General features: G+C 37.5%; 18 protein-coding genes and 2 pseudogenes. 3 read left to right on the top strand and 17 right to left on the bottom strand.

Annotated features, from left to right (window positions below):
* Positions 1 to 10: 10 nt before the first annotated feature.
* Positions 11 to 1,405 (top strand): bacteriocin secretion accessory protein, encoded by a 1,395-nt coding sequence (locus SMA_RS09335; RefSeq protein WP_014295316.1) that lies wholly within the window; start codon positions 11 to 13, stop codon positions 1,403 to 1,405.
* A 133-nt stretch (positions 1,406 to 1,538) separates the two neighbouring features.
* Here SMA_RS09335 and rsmA read toward each other — a convergent pair whose 3' ends face one another.
* The 8 genes from rsmA to SMA_RS09365 form a co-directional block, all read right to left on the bottom strand.
* Positions 1,539 to 2,411 (bottom strand): 16S rRNA (adenine(1518)-N(6)/adenine(1519)-N(6))-dimethyltransferase RsmA, encoded by an 873-nt coding sequence (gene rsmA / locus SMA_RS09340; RefSeq protein WP_014295317.1) that lies wholly within the window; start codon positions 2,409 to 2,411, stop codon positions 1,539 to 1,541.
* 69 nt (positions 2,412 to 2,480) lie between these two features.
* Complete coding sequence (locus SMA_RS09345) at positions 2,481 to 3,005, bottom strand: DUF1697 domain-containing protein (protein WP_044563128.1); 525 nt, start codon at positions 3,003 to 3,005, stop codon at positions 2,481 to 2,483.
* Complete coding sequence (gene rnmV, locus SMA_RS09350) at positions 3,002 to 3,571, bottom strand: ribonuclease M5 (RefSeq protein WP_014295319.1); 570 nt, start codon at positions 3,569 to 3,571, stop codon at positions 3,002 to 3,004. The genes SMA_RS09345 and rnmV overlap by 4 nt, the downstream gene beginning before the upstream one ends.
* The gene (locus SMA_RS09355; RefSeq protein ID WP_014295320.1) at positions 3,564 to 4,334 is read right to left on the bottom strand and encodes a TatD family hydrolase; all 771 of its coding nucleotides are present in this window, start codon (positions 4,332 to 4,334) and stop codon (positions 3,564 to 3,566) included. Before SMA_RS09355 ends, rnmV begins: the two co-directional genes overlap by 8 nt.
* A 136-nt stretch (positions 4,335 to 4,470) precedes the next feature.
* A complete protein-coding gene (locus SMA_RS12265; protein ID WP_318248489.1) occupies positions 4,471 to 4,842 on the bottom strand; it encodes an LPXTG cell wall anchor domain-containing protein in 372 nt (123 codons plus the stop codon).
* A gap of 40 nt (positions 4,843 to 4,882) precedes the next feature.
* A complete protein-coding gene (locus SMA_RS12270; RefSeq protein WP_252518646.1) occupies positions 4,883 to 5,008 on the bottom strand; it encodes a hypothetical protein in 126 nt (41 codons plus the stop codon).
* Positions 5,001 to 5,987: a Cna B-type domain-containing protein gene (locus SMA_RS09360; protein WP_318248490.1), complete on the bottom strand. Its 987-nt coding sequence runs from the start codon at positions 5,985 to 5,987 to the stop codon at positions 5,001 to 5,003. Before SMA_RS09360 ends, SMA_RS12270 begins: the two co-directional genes overlap by 8 nt.
* Positions 5,988 to 6,071: 84 nt before the next feature.
* Entirely contained in the window at positions 6,072 to 7,868 is a 1,797-nt protein-coding gene (locus SMA_RS09365) for a heavy metal translocating P-type ATPase (protein ID WP_014295323.1), read from the bottom strand.
* Between the two features lie 196 nt (positions 7,869 to 8,064).
* On the opposite strand from SMA_RS09365, the pseudogene SMA_RS11425 reads away from it, so the two are divergent.
* Positions 8,065 to 8,437: pseudogene (locus tag SMA_RS11425) on the top strand (transposase); the annotation flags it as partial.
* Positions 8,438 to 8,491: 54 nt separating this feature from the next.
* Here the strand turns inward: SMA_RS11425 and SMA_RS09370 are convergent.
* The 9 genes and pseudogenes from SMA_RS09370 to SMA_RS09415 all read right to left on the bottom strand — a co-directional run bounded on the left by SMA_RS09370 (position 8,492) and on the right by SMA_RS09415 (position 21,627).
* Positions 8,492 to 9,430, bottom strand: a complete 939-nt coding sequence (locus tag SMA_RS09370; RefSeq protein ID WP_014295324.1) for a class C sortase — start codon at positions 9,428 to 9,430, stop codon at positions 8,492 to 8,494.
* A gap of 144 nt (positions 9,431 to 9,574) precedes the next feature.
* Positions 9,575 to 11,011, bottom strand: coding sequence for a SpaH/EbpB family LPXTG-anchored major pilin (locus SMA_RS09375; protein ID WP_014295325.1), 1,437 nt, complete (start codon positions 11,009 to 11,011; stop codon positions 9,575 to 9,577).
* 90 nt (positions 11,012 to 11,101) lie between these two features.
* Positions 11,102 to 16,114: an InlB B-repeat-containing protein gene (locus SMA_RS09380; RefSeq protein ID WP_014295326.1), complete on the bottom strand. Its 5,013-nt coding sequence runs from the start codon at positions 16,112 to 16,114 to the stop codon at positions 11,102 to 11,104.
* Between the two features lie 40 nt (positions 16,115 to 16,154).
* A complete protein-coding gene (gene lepB / locus SMA_RS09385) occupies positions 16,155 to 16,748 on the bottom strand; it encodes a signal peptidase I (protein ID WP_014295327.1) in 594 nt (197 codons plus the stop codon).
* Entirely contained in the window at positions 16,735 to 16,992 is a 258-nt protein-coding gene (locus SMA_RS09390; protein ID WP_014295328.1) for a hypothetical protein, read from the bottom strand. The genes lepB and SMA_RS09390 overlap by 14 nt, the downstream gene beginning before the upstream one ends.
* A gap of 641 nt (positions 16,993 to 17,633) precedes the next feature.
* The gene (locus SMA_RS09400) at positions 17,634 to 17,954 is read right to left on the bottom strand and encodes a class I SAM-dependent methyltransferase (protein ID WP_014295329.1); all 321 of its coding nucleotides are present in this window, start codon (positions 17,952 to 17,954) and stop codon (positions 17,634 to 17,636) included.
* A 31-nt stretch (positions 17,955 to 17,985) separates the two neighbouring features.
* Positions 17,986 to 18,456: pseudogene (locus SMA_RS09405) on the bottom strand (metal ABC transporter solute-binding protein, Zn/Mn family); the annotation flags it as partial.
* Between the two features lie 255 nt (positions 18,457 to 18,711).
* A complete protein-coding gene (locus SMA_RS09410; protein ID WP_014295331.1) occupies positions 18,712 to 19,983 on the bottom strand; it encodes a 2-hydroxycarboxylate transporter family protein in 1,272 nt (423 codons plus the stop codon).
* 21 nt (positions 19,984 to 20,004) lie between these two features.
* Positions 20,005 to 21,627: a malolactic enzyme gene (locus SMA_RS09415; protein ID WP_014295332.1), complete on the bottom strand. Its 1,623-nt coding sequence runs from the start codon at positions 21,625 to 21,627 to the stop codon at positions 20,005 to 20,007.
* A 156-nt stretch (positions 21,628 to 21,783) separates the two neighbouring features.
* Here SMA_RS09415 and SMA_RS09420 point away from each other — a divergent pair, with 156 nt between their 5' ends.
* Positions 21,784 to 22,665: a LysR family transcriptional regulator gene (locus SMA_RS09420; protein WP_014295333.1), complete on the top strand. Its 882-nt coding sequence runs from the start codon at positions 21,784 to 21,786 to the stop codon at positions 22,663 to 22,665.
* Positions 22,666 to 22,689: the final 24 nt, after the last annotated feature.

Here is a 22,689-nt window from a genome sequence, read left to right on the forward strand (position 1 = left end):
AGGAGACCATATGAATCCTAAATTATTTCAATCTGCTGAATTTTATCATAGGCGTTATCATAATTTTGCGACTGTCTTAGTGATTCCAATGACACTCTTGGCCTTTTTTCTCCTTGCCTTTTCTCTCATTGGTAAAAAAGAAATTACCGTTACGGCACTTGGTAGTATTAGACCAACAAAAGTCATCGCTGTTGTTCAATCAAGTAGCAATAACACCGTTTTAACCAATAATCTTGGTGAAAATAAGGCAGTCAAAAAGGGGGATCTACTCATCCAATACTCCGACAAATTGGAAGATAGTCAACTTAATGCCATTCAAACACAAATCGAAAGATATGAACGTCAACAAGAAGCACTCAATCAATTGAAAGAAAGTCTAAAGCAAGGACAAAATCTTTTTACAGGTGATGATGAATTTGGTTATTCAGCAACCGTTGATTTTTTTTTAAATCAATCTCAAACAATTACTGCTCAAGTTTCTCAATCAAACCAATCAGTTGCTAAACAAAAAGCCGGTGTCAACCAAGCAAATGCAGCTATCGCCAATCAGATTGCCAACCTACAAACCCAAGCTAGTCAATATCAAGAGGTTAAAGATGCTATTCAAACTGATAAAACAAACGTATCTGGCAATAATCCATATGCAACTACTCTTAATAGCTATCTTAGCCAAATTCAAACAATTGATACACAAAACAGTTCAACTGACAACAATTCTGCTAGCAAAGAAAGCATTAAAAATCACTTTTTAACAGACCTACAAGGGCAGATTGATAGCATTAATGCCTCTATCTCTAGTTTGCAAACACAAGCTGCTTCCAATTATTCAACGGGAAGTTATGACATTAGTGCCACTAATCAAATTGAAAGCTTGCGTCAGCAGGAATTGACACAAGCTGAAACACAACTTACGCAAATTACTCAAGAAAAAGAAAATTTGCAAGCGCAGCTTGACCAGACAAATCTCTCCAAAGCTGACACTGTTTTAAAAGCTAGTCAAAGTGGCATTTTACATGTTTCTGATGAATTTGAAGGGCAAACGCTCTTGCCGCAAGGCAGTCAGATTGCAGAGATTTACCCGGATATTGCCAAAACACAGCAAGTCGCTATCCGCTATTACGTTGACTCCACTCATGTTAGTCAATTGAAAAAAGGACAGACTGTTCGCCTAACCCTTGAAAAAATTAGCAATCACGCCATTGTTATCACTGGCAAAATCAGTAAAATTGCAAGTTCTGCCACACAAACCAAAGAAGGAAATGTCTTTGAGGTGACAGCACTAGCCACCGTTGATAAACAAGATAGCTCCAAATTAAAATATGGTTTACAAGGCAAAACAATCAGCACTATCGGCAAAAAAACTTTCTTTAATTATTACAAAGACAAGCTATTAAAAGATTTTTGATATTTTGATAAGAATAGCTCATAATTACTATAAATAAATTCTCTTAAAATTCATAGTAATAAAAAATGGATTTTTATTTCAAATAAATAGTAGATTATTTAACCCCAGCCATAATAATGACTGGGGTTCATTTTTATAATTCGACTTCTTTTAGGGCGTCTGCTAGTTTGGCAAATTCGGCAATTGATAGGGCTTCTCCACGAATGGATGGTTTGATTTCTGCGATTTCAAGCGCTTGTTCAAGTTTGGCTTTGGTTTCGTCTGATTTTCCAAAATGGCTTGTTAGGTTGTTCCAAAGGGTTTTGCGGCGGTGAACAAAGCTAATTTTTGAAACACGGAAGAAGAAATCTTCGTCTTTGACTTGAACGAGTGGTTGTTCACGGCGAGTCATTGTTAAAATCGCTGAATCCACATTTGGTGCTGGTACAAAGACTGTACGTGGTACAACAAAAGCAACTTTAGCAGTCATGTAATATTGCACCGCAATTGATAACGAGCCGTAAGCTTTGGTGTTTGGCTCTGCCGAAATACGATCTGCCACTTCTTTTTGCATCATCACGACAAATTCCGCAAATGGGATTTTTGATTCAATCAAGTGCATCAAGATTGGTGTTGTGATGTAGTAAGGAAGATTTGCCACGACTTTAATTGGAAGGTCTGGGTTAGCAAATTCTTTGATACGACTTTGTAGGTCTGATTTCAAAATATCCTCGTTGATAACTTTTACATTATCAAAATCACGGAGCGTATCATCTAAAATCGGAATTAAACGGTCGTCAATTTCAAATGCCATGACTTCGGCAGCATTTTCAGCCAAAAATTCAGTCAAAGCACCGATACCAGGACCAATTTCAATAACATTGACGTTCTTGTCAATTTCAGCAGTATCCACAATCTTTTGAAGAATGTTTGTATCTGTCAAAAAGTTCTGTCCAAATGATTTTTTAAACGTAAATCCATGACGCTCAAGGACGGCACGCGTCACGCTGTAATCTGCAATTCTCATAATTAATAATCCCTCATTAGTTAGGAAATGTCTTTCCTTTCATTTCTATCAATGCAAGTTACTATTGTATCACATCTGGCTCAATCGCAAAATACTGCGACGTTTTCGCATGGTTGCTGTGATATGTAACTGTTTTTCAAGGTAATTGGTATTCAGTCGCTTTTTCTTTGCTTCTCTTGGTAAATAGATGTACAGGCACTCACTACCAGCTTTCAAAATTTCAGCACCAAAATCCATCTCTAGTAGTTTATTTAATATCTCTTGGTCAAGCTGGTCATTGGTGAATACCAAGTGAACACGTGAGGCATCGTAGCTTTCATCAAAAAGACTTTCAGCAAGAGCCGTTGTAAACTGGGCTTGCGTTTTGAGGATAACCGATAAATCAGCACCGATTTTTGCCTGAATCGTGTCATGAATCAATGTACAAACGTCATCGTCAGATAAGGTTGTCTCAAAAACGATATTGCCACTTTGAATATATGTCTTAACATTTTCAAGACCTGCTTCTGTTAAAATCTCTGCCAGATAAGCCATTTTAGGAATACGATTCTGCCCAACTGGTGTAACTCCCCGTAAAAGCGCAACTTTTTTTATCCCTCATATCTCTCCATAGCTTCTTCTACTTCGGCTAAAGTGATGCCAAAGAGCTCTAGGCGTTTGAGAAGTTGTTTGCCGTTGCTGTAACCAATACGGAGCTTTTCGCCCAAATATTCACGGCGCCTGCGGCTATCATTTCCCATTAAAAGCCCCATACGCATCAGGTCAGCTCCTGTGATGTTGAATTGATTATCATCATCAAAATTTCCTAATACGCCAGAAAGAGCTTTTTGCAAATCTTCGAAACTTGCGTGCTCAACGCCGAGTGAACGACCTTTACTTTTTGATTTTGGTGCAGCTTCATCACGATTTAAAAAAGCGTGTTTAACATTTGGGATAGCATTCATGATGATTTTGCGAATGCGTTCTCCGTTATAATCTGGGTCCGTAAAGACAATAACCCCACGAAGGTCATTTAATTTTTCGATACGTTCAAGGTCGTCATCATTGATAGCTGACCCGCGAGTTTCATAGGTATCTACATCATAAAAACGACGCAAATTTGCGGTATCGTCTTTCCCCTCAACAACAAGCACTTCTTGAATTTTGATTTTTTCAGTCACAGTTAAACAACCTCTTTGCATTATCTGATGTCGCTTTTGCCACTTCTTCACTGGTCAAACCGCGAAGCTCTGCAATTTTATCTACAACATAGCGAGTATAAGCGGTGCGGTTTTCACGACCACGTTTTGGAACAGGTGCAAGGTAAGGCGCATCCGTTTCAACCAAAATCTTATCAAGCGGCAATTTCTGCGCAGCTTCTTGAATGTCAAGTGCTTTTTTAAATGTAACAACCCCTGAAAATGAAATCATCATGCCAAGCTCGATAAAACGCTCTGCCATTTCCAAAGAGCCTGAAAATGAATGAATAATCCCGCCGCGAGGTCCAACGCCTGCTTCTTTGATGACAGCGTAAGTATCTTCAAGCGCATCACGAGTGTGGACGATGAAAGGAAGGTTATGGTCTTTTGAAAGCTGAATCTGACGTTTAAAAACCTCAATTTGAACGTCTTTTGGGTCTTCCATCCAATAATAATCTAGCCCAATCTCACCAAGACCAACCACTTTGGGGTGTGATAGATTGGCAACAATCATATCCTCAATTTCTTGATTATATGAACCTGCTTCCGTTGGGTGCCACCCAATCGTGGCGTAGATTTCAGGGTATTTTTCAGCTAACTCAATAGCACGTTTAATAGTTGGTGCGTCAAATCCAACAACATTGTGTCGAGTGACCCCCATTTCTTTAGCAAGTGCCAATTCTTCTGCTTCACGCCCGGCAAAATCATCGGCGTTTAAATGCGTATGTGTGTCAAATATTTCCATGATTTTATTATAACACAGACCACAAGAGAGACCAAAGTCAAGTACAAGTAAAACGGTAAAATATCAAAGATAAACACAAAAAGAGAACCAAATTGGCTCTCTTTTCTAAAAGGTTGGTTTCAATTATTAACTAATTTTATGCTTTAGCTCTTTTTGCTTTATAAACAAAACCAAAGATAACTGATAATACAAGTGCTAGACCAAATATCATCAATCCTAGACCGCTGCTATCTCCTGTTGACGGAAGGAGTGATTTCTTTTCTTGTTTCTTCTCTGATTGTTTATCAGAATTACTTGACGGAGTTGTTGGATCATCAACTGTTGGGGTATTTGACTGTGGTTCTTCTGGAACTACTGGTGTTTTAGCATCTTCCATTTTTATTGTGGCATCGGCTTGGTTTGTCCAGGAACCATCTGTTCCTTTTACCTCAACTTGACCGTCTGCTGTGACACGGAAAGTGATTGACTCTGCTAATTCATAACCTGCTGGGGCTTGACTTTCCACCATAGTGTAGGTATCTTCTGACAAGCTGAACACTTTGGCTGTATCACCTGAAGGTCACATCTGTTGTTTTAGGTTCTTCTGGAATTACTGGCACATGCGTATTCGTAATGGTTACATTTCCGTTCTCTACTTTTCCTTCAATAGTTGTATAGCCATCAACTTCAGTCACTTCTTTGACAGAGTAAACAATATCTTTTTTTATTTGCTTTTTCAGCAAGATTTGTCCATGTATATGTCCAGTTATCCGCTGCTGTTAAGGTCACAACGTCACCAGATTTTTTGCCATTAGCATATAATTGGACATCAATAGAATTAGGACGAAGCCCATCTTGGTCATCACTATCATCCCAAAATTTTGTGACTGTCAAACTTGTTTTACCTAGAGTGTAGCTATTTGTAATGTCATATCCATTAATTGTTGTCGTGTAATTGTCAACACTATCTTCAGTTACTGTGTAAGTAATAGCACTACCATTTGCTAACAATTGAACAGTAACTTCACTTGAACGTTGTCCACCTTGATTGTTTGCATCATCCCAAACTTTATTGATAGATACACTTGTGTATTCAGTTTGATTTTCTGGCAACATTTCTGCTGCCAGAAAATTTTGTACATAAGGATAAATTAACTGTGAAACATTCCTTAATTCATTATAAACATTTTCTAAATTGTCAGAGCTAAACGAATACCCTGTATAGCTATCTGTGAATTTCCAAATAACTAGCTGAGTAATTCCTCTAAACTGATCATCAGTTAACTGATACTTTTGTTGAATGCTACTCCCATTATTTGGATAACCGTTATATAAAACTTTCATAACCGAATCGTATAACACCGCATCTTCCAATGTACTGCTACTGTTCTCTTTCATTCGCTTCGCATTTACATTAGTACATTTAGTATACCGATCTCCATACATACTAGAATACTGCTTTTTGATATTAAAACAGTACCCTACAATAGTCTGACTATTGTCATCTATATAAATATTATTAATACCTAATCGGCTTTCGCTACTCTTACCACCATTATTTACATAACCTCGAAAAGTCTCTAAACTATTAGATTCAGCTAATACTACCTTTTCCCCACCTAAAAAACATAGCACTGATAATAAAACAACTAATATAGAAAATAACTTCTTCATAATTATTATCGGTAGTGTATCATCTAATCTAACATAGATTTTTATGTCTAATTTAATTGACAGATTGAATCTCAAGCAATTATATCACACATTTTTACGTGCTCGTAATGCTGAGAGAATTGAAACAGTATCAACAACTTCTTGGAGTATAGCTCCTAATAAAGTCGGGATGACACCTGTTGCTGCAATGACCATTAGCACTAAACAAACAAATAAGCCAATTAAAACAGATTGTTTAGCGATTTTCATGGTGTGTTTTGCAATAGCAATAACTTGTACAACCTTACTCAAATCATCTTTCATGATGACAACATCTGCGTTCTCACTTGCTGCTGTTGATCCATGAGCACCCATAGCAATTCCGACATCTGCGGTTACAAGGGCTGGGGCATCATTTACACCATCTCCCACCATTAAAACTGGTCCATTTTGGACTCCAATATCTTTTAAGTGCTTAATTTTATCCTGCGGTAAGCAATCTGCGAAGACTTTATTAATACCAACCTGCTCTGCTATTTCCTTAGCGACTGAATATTTATCTCCAGTGAGCATAACTAGGTTTTTAACATCCATTTGTTGGAGTTTTTGCATTGTTTCCTTGGCTTCAGGTCGAACGGAGTCCTTAAAAGTAATATATCCGAGTAGATGATCGTTTTTACCAACATAAATGCTAGTTTCTTTTGATAGATTTTCAGAACTAAAATTTTTGATAAGGCTCGGTTTGCCTGCTGAAACTTCATTACCTGAAATCTTTCCTATGATACCTTGAGCCGTTACTTCAGTTGCTGATGTGACAGGTAAAAATGTAATACCTTTACTTTTAGCGTATTGTACTAGTGAACGTGCTAAGATATGTGATGAATTTTGTTCAAGACTTGCTGCAAGCTGAATGAGTTCTTCTTCCGTGGTCCCTTCAACTGCGATGATTTGATTGACAGCTAGGTTTCCTTGTGTAATAGTACCCGTCTTATCAAAAGCTACAGATTTTGCACCAGACAACTTTTCTAGGGTTGTCCCTGTTCTAATAATAATCCCGTTCTTTGATGCTTGACTCATGCCAGCAACCAGTGCTACAGGGGCTGCTAATATTAGGGGACATGGCGAAGCTACAACAAGGACTTGAGCAAAACGCACTGGATCTTTTGAGACAAACCAAGCAAATCCACCGATTACATAAGCAATGACTGTAAAAGGAATTGAATAGCGATCAGCAAGTCTAACAAATGGTGCAGGATTTGAAGTTGACTCTTTTACCAATCTCACCAATTGTTGGTATTGACTATCTTCAGCCAGTGAAGTAACTTCAAATTGGATAGAATTTGAACCATTCATAGAACCAGATAAAATATTATCTCCAACCTTCTTTTCAATTGGTTTAGATTCACCAGTCAGTGAGGCTTCATTAAAATCAGATTCTCCACGTAAAATACGTCCATCTACTGGCACCATCTCATCAGGTCTAACGACGACTACATCACCAATTTTTAAAGCTTCAACAGGAACATCTTCCAACTCGTGTCCAATCAAGCGATGTGCAATTTTGGGACTATTATCAAGAAGACTTCGTAATTCACGACTGGCCTGTTTACTGGCATAATCTTCAAGACTTTCCCCACCTGTAAGCATGATGAGAATCATAAGACTAGCCCAATAATCACCAACAAGTAAGGTAGCAATAATAGCTGAAATAGCTAGAATATCAACACCGTACTGACCAGATTTTAAAGTCTTAATCATATCAATAAGCATTGATAAAGACATAATACCGCCGGCAATAGCCACTAGAATGTAGGCCAAATCTGGTTTATGAAGAATAAAATTAATAACCAATGCACATAGTGCAATAGTTAGAGTTGTAAGTAATTTTTTGAAGTTTGACATTCTATTTACCTCTTTCTTACTTTTATTATATTATAATAGTTCCAAAAAAACGACTATTTATAATGATTCTAAATAAAAATCAAATTATTAAGTGCAACAAATATTTTACTGAGCTAAGCCAATATATCTTATTATCATAGTGTGACTTTTATCTAACTTCATAGAATGCAGTAAGTGACTATTTATGGGCATGAAAAAATCTCTTGAATACCGTGTTCTAAAATATTACTGGAAACTCATTCAAAAGGATAGTCGAAAATTATCGCCCAATGCTTTTTATTCAAGGACTTTCAGAGAAACTTTAATATCTAAAGAGTATTTAAAAAGATTTTTCAAACACGTACCACAACTTAAAAATTACTACAACCTTTATCCGTTATCAGAAATACATCACTAATGCTATTGAACTCCCTTATTCTAACGTCAAACCTGAAGCTACTAACAAACTCATCAAAGATATTAAACGAAACGCTTTTGGTTACAGGAACTTTGACAACTTTAAAAAACGCATTTACCTCGCTTTAAACAGCAAAAAAACGAGAACATCATTTGTTCTCGCTAGAGTTTAACTTTGACACCTATTACAGTTGACAAAGAGCGGTTATATAGCTTTCCTAATTCATTTAACTATCTTCAAACAATTTTTTTAGTTGCTCAATAATACCTTTATAAACATTTCTTTCAACTTGTGGACGATAATTAATTTCTTTTTGAGCTAAGTAATTCGCAACGCAGTTGGCGTGTTTTTTACGGTAGTGCTTACTTGTTATGATAAAGATATACATTAGTAAAATGACACAAACAGGAGTCGCAAGAAATGGTGCAATATAAATCGGCTTAATCTGCACAGCATCTGATATGACATTTGCATCACCATCAGAATTGGCAATACGATGCCCACGAACCAAGAGGCGGTGAGTATTGATTCCGTATGGGGTACAGGTAACTAAAGTCACGTAATCTTGGTCAGGATCAATGCTTAAATTAGATAAATCTGTTGGTTCTACCACACGAATCTGATCCACTTCATACGTTAAAGTTTCGTTGAGAACATGAATAGTAAAGGTATCCCCTTCACGTAACTGATCCAAATCTGAGAACAACTTAGCCGATGGCAAACCACGATGCCCTGATAGAACGCTATGTGTTCCTTTTCCACCGACAGGCAAGGAAGTTCCCTCCAAATGCCCAATAGACGTTTGCAAAACAGATTCATCTGTGCCGTGGAAAATGGTCAGCTTAACGTTAATTTTGGGAATATCAATGTAGCCCATAGAACCATCATTATTAAAATTAAGTTCTTTTTCATAGGCTGCCTTATCCTCATCTGAAAAATTCCAATCCATACCATGCGTTGCATTATACTGCTTGGCACTTGCCAAAATGCGTTTATAGTCTTCTGTTGACATCTTGGACACACTTTTAGTGTATGACATAATAGCTTCAGACTGATGAAAAGAATTCCAGTAGTCACTGATAGTCGGATAGGTCAGTAACCCTAAGCCCATGATAAAAATGAATGGCAAAGCGAATTTAGAAAGTTTTTGCTTTAGCCAGATCATCAGCTGACCACCTCCCTTCTCTGTGCTCTGTATGTTCCTCTCTTTAAACTTAGTCCCAATAAGTATGAGAACTAGATTTAAAGAGAAAATCTTCGGAAAAAGCGATTAAGCCAAACCTTCCGAAGATAACTCTATTTGATAAAATTACATATTATTCATGCGACGTTTTGAAATCATGAAAATTAAGGCACCAATGAGTAATATTGAACCAACAAGATAGAATACCTTAGTACCAAATGACCCTGTTGAAGGCAATGCTGCACCAGCTTTATTGACAACATTTGAAGTATTTGTTTCTGTTGATGAGATTGTTACTTCTTTACGTTCTGTCAGAATGTTGTAACCGTTAGGCGCTTTAGTTTCTTCAAGATAATATTTCGTATCATCCCCTTTAAGACCTTTGATAATAGCTGAACCAGCTTCAATTTCAGTACCTTCTTCACTTGCTTCTGCAACACGATAAACTCCATCAGATACTTTCACAACTTTAATTTCGTTACCATCTGTTGCAGCGTCATAAAGTTTGAATGTTGCACCAGTCAATTGATTACTTGACGTATCAACTTTGTTTAAAGTAAACTGGTAAGTTTTAACCTCAGTCGTATCGGTTGGTTTGTCAGGATCGACTGGTGTAGGATTTTCATTAGGGTTATCAGCTGTATTATAGCCAATAGTTGCTGAGTTGGTTGCAGCAGCGTCAGCAGCACCTTTTGTAACAGTAGCGTCATAAGTAATGACAACATCAGCTGGTGAGTCATAAATGGTTTTACCACTTTCATCTGCCCATGTTAAGACGATAGTCATTTTACCAGCATCATCAAAAGTTGTTGAAACATTAGCAGCTTTAGCTTCTGTTCCTTTAACAAGGACTTTCACACTGGATTTATCAATGCTTAAATTTGTTGATGTATCGGTAATCGTGTATGATACAATTTGTTTTGAATCTGTTTCAGTTGTAACATAGTTAGTTGCTTCAAATTTGATTTGATAATTTACTGTGTCACCAACTTTGGCAGTTGTACTATCAACAGTTTCACCATTCACAAGGATGTGTTTACCACCGCCATTATTGTCATCTGGGATATTTGGTGCAGTGGTATTTTTATCTTTGATTGTCGCATCTGGATTTGTGCTATCAACTGTGATCGTCGCACCGAGTGATGATTGCACATAGTAGTAACCATAGGCAAGGTTGGTAAATGTGACAGTGTTGTCTTCAGCTGTTGCTGTAGCTGCTTGGGTACCAAAGCTAGCTGCCCATGTTTTGAAAGCATCAGATGACACATCTGCATTTTTCTTAGCAGTGACATTGCCCTTGGCATCTACTTCAAACCAAGTTGAACCGTCTCCAAGGGAAGTTTTACCACTTGGTAATTTGTAAGAGATGGCACCATTGCCATCAACAGTTGCATCAAAGAGTTTATAAACCGTGTAGGTTTGCCCTTGAGAAGCATTATTGATAGTGATTGTTGCTGATCCACCAGCACCTGAGTCAACTGTTTGTGCACTTACTGCACCACACACAAAGACCAACGCGAGGACGGTCAAAAGGGGAGTTAAAATCTTTTTAAGGTTATTCATGAGAATCCTCTTTCTTTTCATAATGATAATTTTAGAAAAAAACTGTAAAAGTTAGGCTAGAATCAAGCCCTTAATGTATTTTAGGAGTTTTTAAGGCAAATCACTCCTTTCACGATGTTTCTGATATTGACGATAAGCCAGAGTAACCAACATCAGAGCTAGTCCGACTAACACGTAAAACATACGACCACTACCACCAGTATGAGGTAGTGCCTTTCCAGTCTCATTAGCAATTTGAATACGTGTACTATAACTACTATTTCCCTCCAAGACTTTCACATTCTCTAAGCTAGAAATAGTATTCCCATTTTCATCTGTTAGGGAAATGGCAAAGCTAGACTGACCATTCTCTGCTTGGCTTTCTGTTACAGCAAAATAAACTGAGTTATCAAGGATAACATAGCCATCGGGCGCCGCTGTCTCTGTGATACGGTAACGACCAGTATTTAGACCAACGGGAATAGTCACACCATCAGTTGAAGTGATAGTCAAATCCGATACGCCATCAATAGATGTCCAAGTATTACCGTTCCACTTGCTAATCTCAAACTTACCACCTGTCAAGGCTGTCCAATCCGTCTTGGTCTTTTGAATATTGACCGTTGGTGTCACAGTCAAGCGACCATAGACTGTGGCAATGTCATAGTTAGACAGTTTGGTAGCAGTATTCATAGCTGTATAAGTGAAAGTATTGTCAGACGAGCCAGTAGCTGTTTGACTACCTGTTACATCATAGAGCAGACCCTCACCCGTCACAAAACCTTTGTCAGCTGTTGGCTCACTAGCAGTTACTGTTCGGGCTGTTAAAGCCATGCCGTCATAACCTTTTTCAGCAGTCGCCGAGGTCAAGATAACAGGACGTGGCTTAATCAGCAGGCGACCGTCACTTACTTGGAAAGTTACCTCAAAGTTAGCATTGCTATTGGTAAATTTACCTTGTAGAGTCAGATTATAGGTGCCAGCATCCGTTGCCGACAAGGTCTTGTCACCTGTAAATCTGATGTCGCTTTCTTTGTAAAGACCACTACTATCGTTAATGACCAAGTCGTCATAACTGATACTTTCTGCTACACCGTCGTAGGTCTTTTCCTTATCTTGACCATTGACGATAACGGTGACAGGTTGTTTATTAACCGTTAAAGTACCCGCGACATAGATGATATTATAGTAATAATTCCGCGCCTTGCCAGTTGAACTGCTAACCAAGGCAATGCTTGGTGTCACCGCACTAGATCCCGCGTCTATCTGACTACCTGTGAAGGAAATCCCTGTCAAACTATCACCTGTTTCCAGTAAGTCTTTGTAGCTATCTTTGAGGTCAGTCAAGCCACTATTTTCCAAAGCGATGTCGTCATAATTTTTTTCCTTGCTGACAGCTTCGATGTAAAGATCTTTTTGATAATAGAGATTAATGGTGATGTTATCGCCCTTGTCAATCTTGTAATTAACTTTGTTCTTATCACCATTGCTATCTTTAGACTGAGCATAAGTGTAGCCACTAATAGTCTTGTGAGTGACAGTATATTGACTTGGTTTCTTGCGTGTCGTGTTCAAAGGTTCTTGCCCCACAATCGGATTGCCATCCATATCTAGATAATTAACCGTGATATGAGCCGTGTCGTAAGGTACGTAGTAGAAAGTGATAACGTTGTTATCTGAACTTGAGGTCAAGGTTAGGCTTTCAACATCTGTCAGAGCATAGTAATCATCCAGTTGTTCAGGCGTCGTGTCGAGTTGCTTAGCCAGATAATCTTTATCAACTGTGACCGCACTTTCTTTAATTGAAATCGTGCTACCGTCCACTGTCACCGACTTGCTCTCAGCGACTTTCACTGTCGGATTGTCCTTCAAAACATAGTCGACACGATAAGACACTTGAGCAGACTTCTTGGTGTAGTAGAAAGTGATGATATTGTGGTCGGCATCATAATCAAGCACAACGCTCTTGCTATTAGCATCTGGGCGGTAACCCGTAATAGCTAAAGCACTCTCACTAATCACTTGTTGGTAATTTAGTGCAGAACTGGTAACTGTTTTATCCGCTGCTAGTTGATTGTTATTATTGTCCGCGTCAAGATAACGCACTGTGTAGGTCAATGGTTTCAAGGACCAATGAGCGTAAAGTGTGGTATCTGAGGTTACTGGCTGTGACCAATCGTAGCGTTCACCACCTTCTTTTGCTGTGTACCAGCCATCAAAATTATAATATTGACGACTTGGATCTGCTACCGAAGTTGCTGTTTTGTATTTTTCAACCTCTTGTGTCGTAGGCGCTACTCCATCGCCACCATTCAAATTAAAAGTCACATTAAAAGTTGGCGCAACCCACTTGGCATAAAGGACTAGGTTATGGGAAGGCATAGTATCAAAGGTATAAGGCACCGTCAAACCAGCATCCGTATACCAACCTCCCCAAGTGTAATCAGCATCAATACCTGACGGACGTTCAGGCGTATAGTTATAGGTTGAAGAGTTAATATTTTGCTCAAATGGAATGCTAGAAATGGTATTTATATTACTACCATTATAGTAATAATCAATACTGTAAGTATTTCTATCATAATAGAAACGGTAGTAGTAATTATTTGTGTTATCGCCATTATCATTCCGATAACCAGAACTATAATAACCCGCTGGTGTTGTCGTTCTCAATGTAAAACCGTCAATGTCCTTACCGCTTAAACTATCATTAGATCGATATAATGACTGACTGTACGAAGAATTAGTATAAACACTAGTATTATCAGCATCTTGTAAATAATAATTCACATAGTACAAACTCAACCCACGTTGCCAATAAGCGACGAAAGTTTTTTCATTGTTAGTGTTCATTCCTTTTTCAATCATATCTTTTGTTACTTCATAGCGTTTGGTAACATAAAATATTCTATCAGAGGAATTATACCAACCTTTAAATTGATATGTTTTTCTCCTGCTGGTTACACTATTGACAGATGTGGGCCATTGTGATGAAATATCCTGACCTAAAACAACATTTGAAATTCTATATTGACTACTTGTATATAACGTTCCATTGACAGTCATACTTCCAGAAGTTGAGCCAACTGGATAACTATTGACATTAAAAAGTGTACCATTCAAATTAAATACAAAGGTATATCTTATCAAACTATAATACACTTTCAGCACCGATGTACCGTCAGCTGCAATCGTAACATTAGAGTTAGCATTCATACCATAGGCGCTTTCACGTTCGTATCCTGTTGGAACTGTTGTCAAGGCAGGAGCTTCATCAGCTTGAACGGTAGCACCAACCTTTCCACTAGCTGATACAGCACTATCATAAACATAACTCGTTGTTCCCGTAGCATTATTATAAACTTCTTTATAGTAGTTTATGGTGTAATTAACAGTATTAGCTTTCCATTCTGCATAGAGTGTCTTATCACTATCCAGCGTAATCGTTCCACTGGTTTTAGCAGTGTCTGATAAATCTTCCTTTTCATGCCAACCAACAAAGGTGTAGCCCGTTTTTGTCGGCACATTATCGGTCAGACTAACTTTACTTTCGTATAGACCTGTCTGATAAGGGATATAAGAGCCACCGTTGGTATTATAGGAAAGCGTGTAGCTGTTGCGTGTGTAATAAACATAGAGATCTTGTCCCTGTGATTGTGTCAATTTTGTCGCTTCTGTTTTTTCAAAAATAGCATAATCATAAGACAAGACTTGAGGGCTTACTGTAGAACCTAGAACACCGTGATTGGTAACACTCTGAATCTCAGTATAGTCATCACCTGTTAAATTTTTCAACATATAATGTACTGTATACTCGGCGGTATAAGGCACGTACTGTAAATTGATGGTCACCTTATCATCAATATTTCCATCTAACTCATCCTTAATTGCCAAATCACCTGACTTGAGTTCAATAACTGCTTCTTGTGGGTAATAAATTGCATCAGCAGTTAAAGTACTATCTTCTTCTCTTTTAACTTCAGTTGAGGTAGGTGGAGTAATTTGATAGGGAGTATCCCGTTCTTCCAATTGGAAGATTTCCTTATCAAAGGTGACGTCCTGATTGGCACTATTATTGTGATAATAGTAATTTACGGTAACCGTATAAATTGAAATCTCCGTAAAAACTGCCTTAACCGTCAAATCACTCGTCACAATCGTATCTGCTGTGACAGTTTCATGCGTCTCTGCATTTTCCCAATGATCAAAACGATACCCTGATTTGAAAGGAGTTTCTGGCAGAATTGTTAATGCTGTCCCAGCCTCAATTTGCGTTGAAGTGATTTCGCTATCGTCATTGTAGAAGGTCACGGTGTAACTCTGTGACGTCGTCTCTGTTTCTGTTGTGCTCTCCACGGAAGCGTCAACATCCCTTCCTGTTGATGAACTATTTAATATTGAATCATCAGATGTACTAGTATCAACTAAAGCAAAATCAGAAAAACTATCACTATTAAATGTAACTGTTGTTACCTGATTACCATCACCTGCCACTTCAGCATCCAATACTTCTGTTGAACCATCCGTTTTGATATGAACAACTTTTAGATTATCTTTATTAGCCTCAAAATTATCCTTTTGAGTAATGGTCACCTTCACAGAAGCAGACGGTTCCACTTCAGCATCACCTTGCATGAAAGCAATATCATAAAGCCTAATATTTGCCACCGTATTTAAAGGCAAAGTGTCTTGTATTTTTTGTAGTTTACTCTGGTAAGTATCATCCTCTGGCTTAACTTGGTTAACTTCAAGTGCCACACTTTCTGGTAATTTAGCCTCAGCTGTTATATCAGCTGTTACTTGATAATTTTTATCATCTGCAATCAAAGTCGTATCTGTAGTAACTAGCTGTTCATCTTGGCTAGACACATTCGTTTCAGAAACAGCCTGCGAGTCTGAATTTTCTGTGCTCAAGGAAGTGCTTGTTGTATTGTCATCTACACTGCCAGACTGTTCCGTATTAATACCAGGCGTTTGATTGGCAGCATTACTATCTAAAGTCAATGCTGGCAATATCAAAGCATAGGTCGTCACAAAGACGACAATTACAGCAATAGCACCAATTACTTTCTTATACTTAGCCTTGAACTGAGCTAAATATTCTCTCCTAAAAAATTTCTTCATAAATTCTCATCCTCCTTTCTCATATTAACTAATAAAGCCACTATTCAATGATTTCCATTTCTGAAAGAGGCCAAACTTTAAAAACTAAACGTCCAACAATTTGCTCATCTGAAACCGCTCCGATAGAAGTATTTCGTGAATCAATCGACACTTCACGGTTATCCCCCATAACAAAAATACGATCTTCTGGTACTTGATAAGGAAAGGTAATATTGGTTTTACCATAGGCTTTCTTACTCAAGTAGGGCTCATTCAGTTTTTTTCCATTAACATAAACATTTCCTTTTTCATCCATATCAACCCAATCACCAGACTCTGCAATTACGCGCTTCACCAAAATATTATTATTATAATAAAAGGCAACAACATCACCAGTCTCAAAATTACTACTCTTGACAGAGACAACTATATCTCCGCTATTCAAGGTTCCCTTCATAGACTTGCCGTAAATACGTAAAATTGGTAAAAATAGTATTGCAACCAGTACAGCAAAGGCAGCAACCACAATTAACATAAAAGTAGTGCTTCTAAACATTTCCAAAAAGTTTTTACGGTATTGTGCTGATTTATAAACTTGTTCAATAACAGTCGTCTCAGGGAGAGGATGTGGTTTAGTGGATTTATTTTTCTTCATCATCATTCTCCGTAATATTTTTAAGATAAATATCAGCAGCTTTCTGCGCCTCCTCAAAAATTTTAGTTAATTTGAGAGCGGCATCTGCCAATGATCCTGCTTCTTGGATGATAATCTTCTTATTTTCTAACTTTTGTTGAGTTTCTATTAACTCTTGTTTTAATCTGTCAATTTCTTTACTTTGTGCCAACAAAATCTCATAGAGTTCTATCTTTTTTAATTGTTTCAGTGTACGTTCATTCATAGAGTTTTTTACCTTTTTATATAAAATCATTGCTATTTAAGAGACACAAAAAGTCACTTTTTCGTATAACTATTATATAGATACACGAAAAAGTGACTTTTAAAATAAATAACTGTACACCAAAAAAAGCGTTTTTAGACTCTGCTCTGCTCTGCTCTGCTCTGCTCTGCTCTGCTCTGCTCTGCTCTGCTCTGCTCTGCTCTGCTCTGCTCATGGTAGCAAGCCCCCTTTCCTCTGTCAATAGTTTTTTACTTTTTATCAGATATTTTTCTAACTTTATAACTTATTTACAATTTTTAAGATTAATACTTATTTATTCTAAACTAATTAAAATTAATTGTCAATAATTATGACTTATGTTTTTTTATTTAAATAATATTACAAACATGTTTTATCTATATAAAACTTAACACAGATTTATTATAAAGAGCTACTTTTTGCATCATTTTATTGCAACACAAAAAATTGAGTCAAACAACGATAACGGCAAAGCAACCATCAGTGTTTGACTCACTCTTTTTAGAATATAATACCTATTTTTTACTTAGAAATAATTTCCAAATATTATTCATTTCTATTTTACTAAAATTATCTATCTGTAACGTAAAACAACCAAGGAAATTTTCCTTGGTTATCCTCACTTAATTGATACATTCAAAATAAACCATTGATCCTTCTGTATGGAGATTTATTTTTGAATATAAATTTTCTAACAAATCTTTTAGCTGTTTTTCTGTTTGAAATGGTGGGGTAAACCAACCTTCCTTGGAAAGAATATTTTTTACTAGCCAATCTGTAATTTTTGATTTCCCTTTGATATAGAAACAAGCAATAAATTTACCACCAGGCTTCACCACGCGCCATATCTCTTGAAAAGCTTGGTTTTTATCTGGAAAGGCATGAAAGCCATTCATACTCAAAACAATATCACAAGAGTTATCTTCTAAGGGAAGTTCCCCCACATCACCTTACATACACAAAATATGTGAATAATTTTCTAAGCGTTTGCTTCTTCGCATTTATAATGATACCGTTTTCTAATTTTAACCATGCATGTGGATCTTCTTTTCCTAAGTCATTCTTTCCCTCAAGATATATGACATCAATACCATCGCTTACCGCAAAATAGTCTTTATTAGCCTCCTTATGAGCATTTTTAACTAATTTGGTGAACCATGCATTTTCACCAGTCTCTAAATTGATACCGTTATAAAAAATAATATCTGAATTTGTTGTTTTTTTAACATCTTCAGGAAGTGGCTCATATTCATGTGAATCCTGACCGATAGGAACAATACTGTGTAGGTTTATTTTATCCTTACCAATGTTTTGAGTAATATCAGCTAATATAGAATTAGTCACAACAACATTTAACTTACTCTTTTCTGATGTCTTTGTAGTAGCACATGCTCCCAAAATACATATTATTAGTAATAAACATATGAGTGATGTTATCTTTTTCATTATAGAACTCTCCGTAAAATATTTATATTCGAAATTAAGCATACTTAATTTTATATTTGATATAACTTAATTTAATTACAGTGTCAAATATTATTTAAAAATAAGTTGATCAAAATTTAGAGCTTAAAAAAATGACTAGAAAGTTCTAGTCATTTTTCAACTCACTACAGATAGCTTACATGGTTATTATAACATCTAAAAAATATTCAATCTTGCCAAAGAACAAGGATGAAAATTTTTCCAGAAGTTATTGAATTAATGTAAAAATTGAATAAGGATTCCTCCTAGGATGAGGACAATTGCGCCGCCTAGGCGGTTTGCCATTTGGGCAAAGGCAATCATTTCCATGCGGTCCGCTGCAGAAAGCACAGCGATATTTCCTGTACCTCCCATGGAATTGTTAATCATCCCAGCACCGATAGCTGTTTCGACTGGATACATACCGAGAACTTGTCCCAAAATCCAGCTAGCAAGTCCCATTGACACAACAGATGTTAAACTGATAAGGACAAATTGCCATGTCATGGCTTGCGCTAATGAACTCAAATCAATCATTGAAAGCCCGATACCTGCCAAAACAGCGTGTGTCAAGTTAGTCATAATCACACGATTAAACATGACTACTGCTTCTTCTAATGGTTTTGGTACAATATCAAGCGCTTTAAGAACAAAGACAATAATAATCATAAAGGCATAGCTGTGCACTTTTGGAATAAAGGCATTTAAGATAACACCGATAAGGAAAAGGGCAAAGGCAAGCATCATTCCGACACCGATTTTTGTAGGGTCAAGCGGAGCTTCAGATTTTTTCAAATCGTCTTTGTCAACAGGGATGAGCACACCGTTCCCATTGAATTTGGTGTTAGCAAATCCACGCGCCAACACAATGGCACCGATAATGGCAAAAATATTTCCTAGCGTGGTTGCTGGGGCTAATTGTGACAAGATTGATGAGGCATCTGTGTGCAATCCAGCCGCATAGATTTTGGATAATGGCACGATTCCTGCACCCATTCCTCCTGCCATTTGGGCAAATGAAATGTACATGACAGAATGTCCAAAGCCTTGACCGAGCAAAGCCCCAACAGCACCAGTGGAAAAGAAACCGATAACCATTGATAAAAGAGCGACAGGAATGAATTTCGCAGAGGCTTTCACCAAAAGTTTGCGGTTCATTCCTAGAATTGAGCCACAAATAAGCGCTGCAATATAAAAATCTAGAAAGCCCCAATCACTCATGAAACTAGAAGTGGCTGAGACAACTGATTTTGGAATCAATCCTGTTGAAGCTAAGATTGCGGCTAACAGCAAGGTAAAGACTGACCCACCACCAAGGTAAGTATTCCAAAATGGTAATCGTTCACCAAGGAAGTAGAAAAGATGTCCTAAAACGACCAACATGAAAGTAACTCCAACCATGTTGAGCGGTAGTTTTCCCATTGCAATCACAACAGCTAAAATGATAACTAGAGCCGTATAAAGCGGAAGAGAAAGCCCCGCAATTTTGATATTAGATAACTTTTTCATACGAATGGTTATCCTCCTAAACTAATATTTTGGATACCATTTAAGGTCGCGAACAGCTTTAGCCATGTCTTTTTCTTCAGCTTGAGCTAAGCCTTGTTCTTGAGCTTTTTTAGCAACAGCTTCCGCAACTTTGATTGACACTTCAGCAACGTATTGGAATGGAGGAAGAACAGGTGCTCCTGGTTGACCTGGATCTACAAGACCACTGAGTGAGTGAGCTGCAGCACCAATCATTTCATCTGTAAGAAGCGATGCTTCAGAAGCCAACATACCAAGACCAAGACCTGGATAGATTAGGGCATTGTTTGCTTGACCGATTTGGTAATCAACGCCTTTGTAGCTTACTGTACCTGAAGGCACACCAGTCGCAACGAAGGCTTTACCGTCTGACCATTCGATAACTTGTTTGGCTGTTGCTTCTAATTTCTTAGTTGGGTTAGAAATTGGGAAGATAACTGGACGTTCAGTGTTTTCGCACATTGCTTCAACGACTTCTTTAGTGAAAGCACCAGCGTCTGTTGATGTTCCGACCAAGATTGTTGGTTTAACAGCTTTGATAACGTCAAGAAGTTTAGTCATGTCACCGCAATTTGCAAAATCTTCACGTTTTTTAGCAAATGGTTTTTGGGCAGGTGTCAAATCTTCCATATCGTCGAAAAGGAGACCTTGTTTGTCAATCATGAAGAAATGTTTGTAAGCTTCTTCTGATGAAAGCCCTTCTGAAACCATTTCAGCATGAACACGGTCAGCAATACCAGCACCAGCAGAACCACCACCGTAGCAAAGGTAAACTTGGTCAGTTAATTTTTCACCTGTGATATTCATGGCACCAAAGATACCACCAAGAACAACAATACCAGTTCCTTGAATGTCATCGTTAAATGTTGGAATTTCTTTTTTGTATTTGTTAAGAATGTTGGCAGCATTTGAACGACCGAAATCTTCCCAGTGAAGGTACAATTTAGGGAACATATTTTCAGCAGTTTGAACGAATTTGTCGATAAATTCATAGTATTTATCACCAGTAACACGTTCGTGGCGGTTGCCAAGATACATTGGATTTTCCAAAAGTTCTTTACGGTTTGTACCAGCATCGATAACAAGTGGCATAACTGAAGTAGGGTCAATACCTGCAGCAGCTGTGTAAATCATCAATTTACCAACAGAAATATCCACACCTTGGACACCCCAGTCACCAATACCAAGAATTCCTTCGCCATCTGTCACAACGATTAAACGAATGTCACGGCCCCCAGCAGCATTTTTTAGTGTTTCTTCGATATTTTCTGGGTGATTAATATCAAGGTAAGCAGCGTATTGTGGGTCAACATACAATTCACTATATTCTTCAATCGTTTCAGCGATAACTGGGTCATACACGATTGGGTTAAATTCAACGATATGTTGGTTGAATAGGTAGTAGAAAAGCGTACGGTTTGTGTTGAAAATTTCCATTAAGAAATGGCGTTTTTCAAGATCTGATGGTTTACGCAAGAAATGTTGATAAGCTTGTTCAGCTTGTTCTTCGATTGTTTGAACGTAAGGTGGTAGAATACCAAGCAATCCTAGTTCTTTACGTTCTTCCATGGTAAAAGCAGTACCCTTATTTAAGAATGGGTTGTTTAAAATATCATGTCCACGCATGACATATCCTCCTAAAGATATATTAAATAAGAAGAAATTTCTTATGCGGGTCATTATAAACTGTTCCAGTTCTTATAGTCAAACGCCATAGTTTTAATAAATATTATTTATAATAAGTTTTAAAAGATTATGGTAAAATAAAGCAAGGAGGTCTGAATGAATTTACGAGATTTAGAATATTTTTACCAGTTAGCAAAGCTAAAATCTTATACCGCTGCTGCACAATATTTTCAAGTTAGTCAACCGACAATTACTTACGCTATTAAACGACTTGAAAAAGAATTGGGCTGTGATTTGGTCATCAAAGACCCGTCACATCGCTCAGCAGCACTTACTTTGCAAGGTGATATTTTTCAAAGCCATGTTGAAGATGTTCTACTTCAAATAAAGACAGCTGTCAACGAGGTACATCAGTCACTCAATCCTATGATGGCTGTTGGGTTGCCACCGATTATCTGCAATTATTTGCTGACGGAACTCCTTCACAAAAATGAAAGTATCGCCCCATTTTCACAAGTTAAAGCTGTGCGTGGTGGCTCTAATAGTTTAATGATGAAATTGCTAGATGGAGAATTGGATTTCAGTCTGTTAGGTTCGCTAGCGCCGCTCAAAAACGACCAGTTGATTATTCATCCGCTGTTTAAAAAAGATTTTTATGTCGTTCTTTCTCCAAAACACCCTTTGGCAAACCAGAAAGAACTGTCTTTTCAGGATATTCTTTACGAAAAATTTATCTTGTTAGATGAGCATAATATCCACCTAACCGCTTTTAATCAGCTCAATCATCGTTACCATGACCAAGCTTCAATTTTGTTTAAAATCGATGATGTTTCAGTAATTAAGCAAATGGTTGCGGAAAACATGGGCATTTCATTGCTGTCTGATATTGCGCTAACGTCTGGTTCTGACCAATTGGTTAAGGTGCCTCTGGCTGAGCAAGACCGTATCTCTTTCTACGTCAGCTATGCTCATTCACGACATGCTATCCTCTCAAAAGAAGCCGAAGATTTGGTCCGCTTAATCAAAAAAATTTCTTAGTGGACTTTCCTTAGCAAAATGATA

The sequence above is a fragment of the Streptococcus macedonicus ACA-DC 198 genome, from assembly GCA_000283635.1.
GTDB lineage: Bacteria > Bacillota > Bacilli > Lactobacillales > Streptococcaceae > Streptococcus > Streptococcus macedonicus.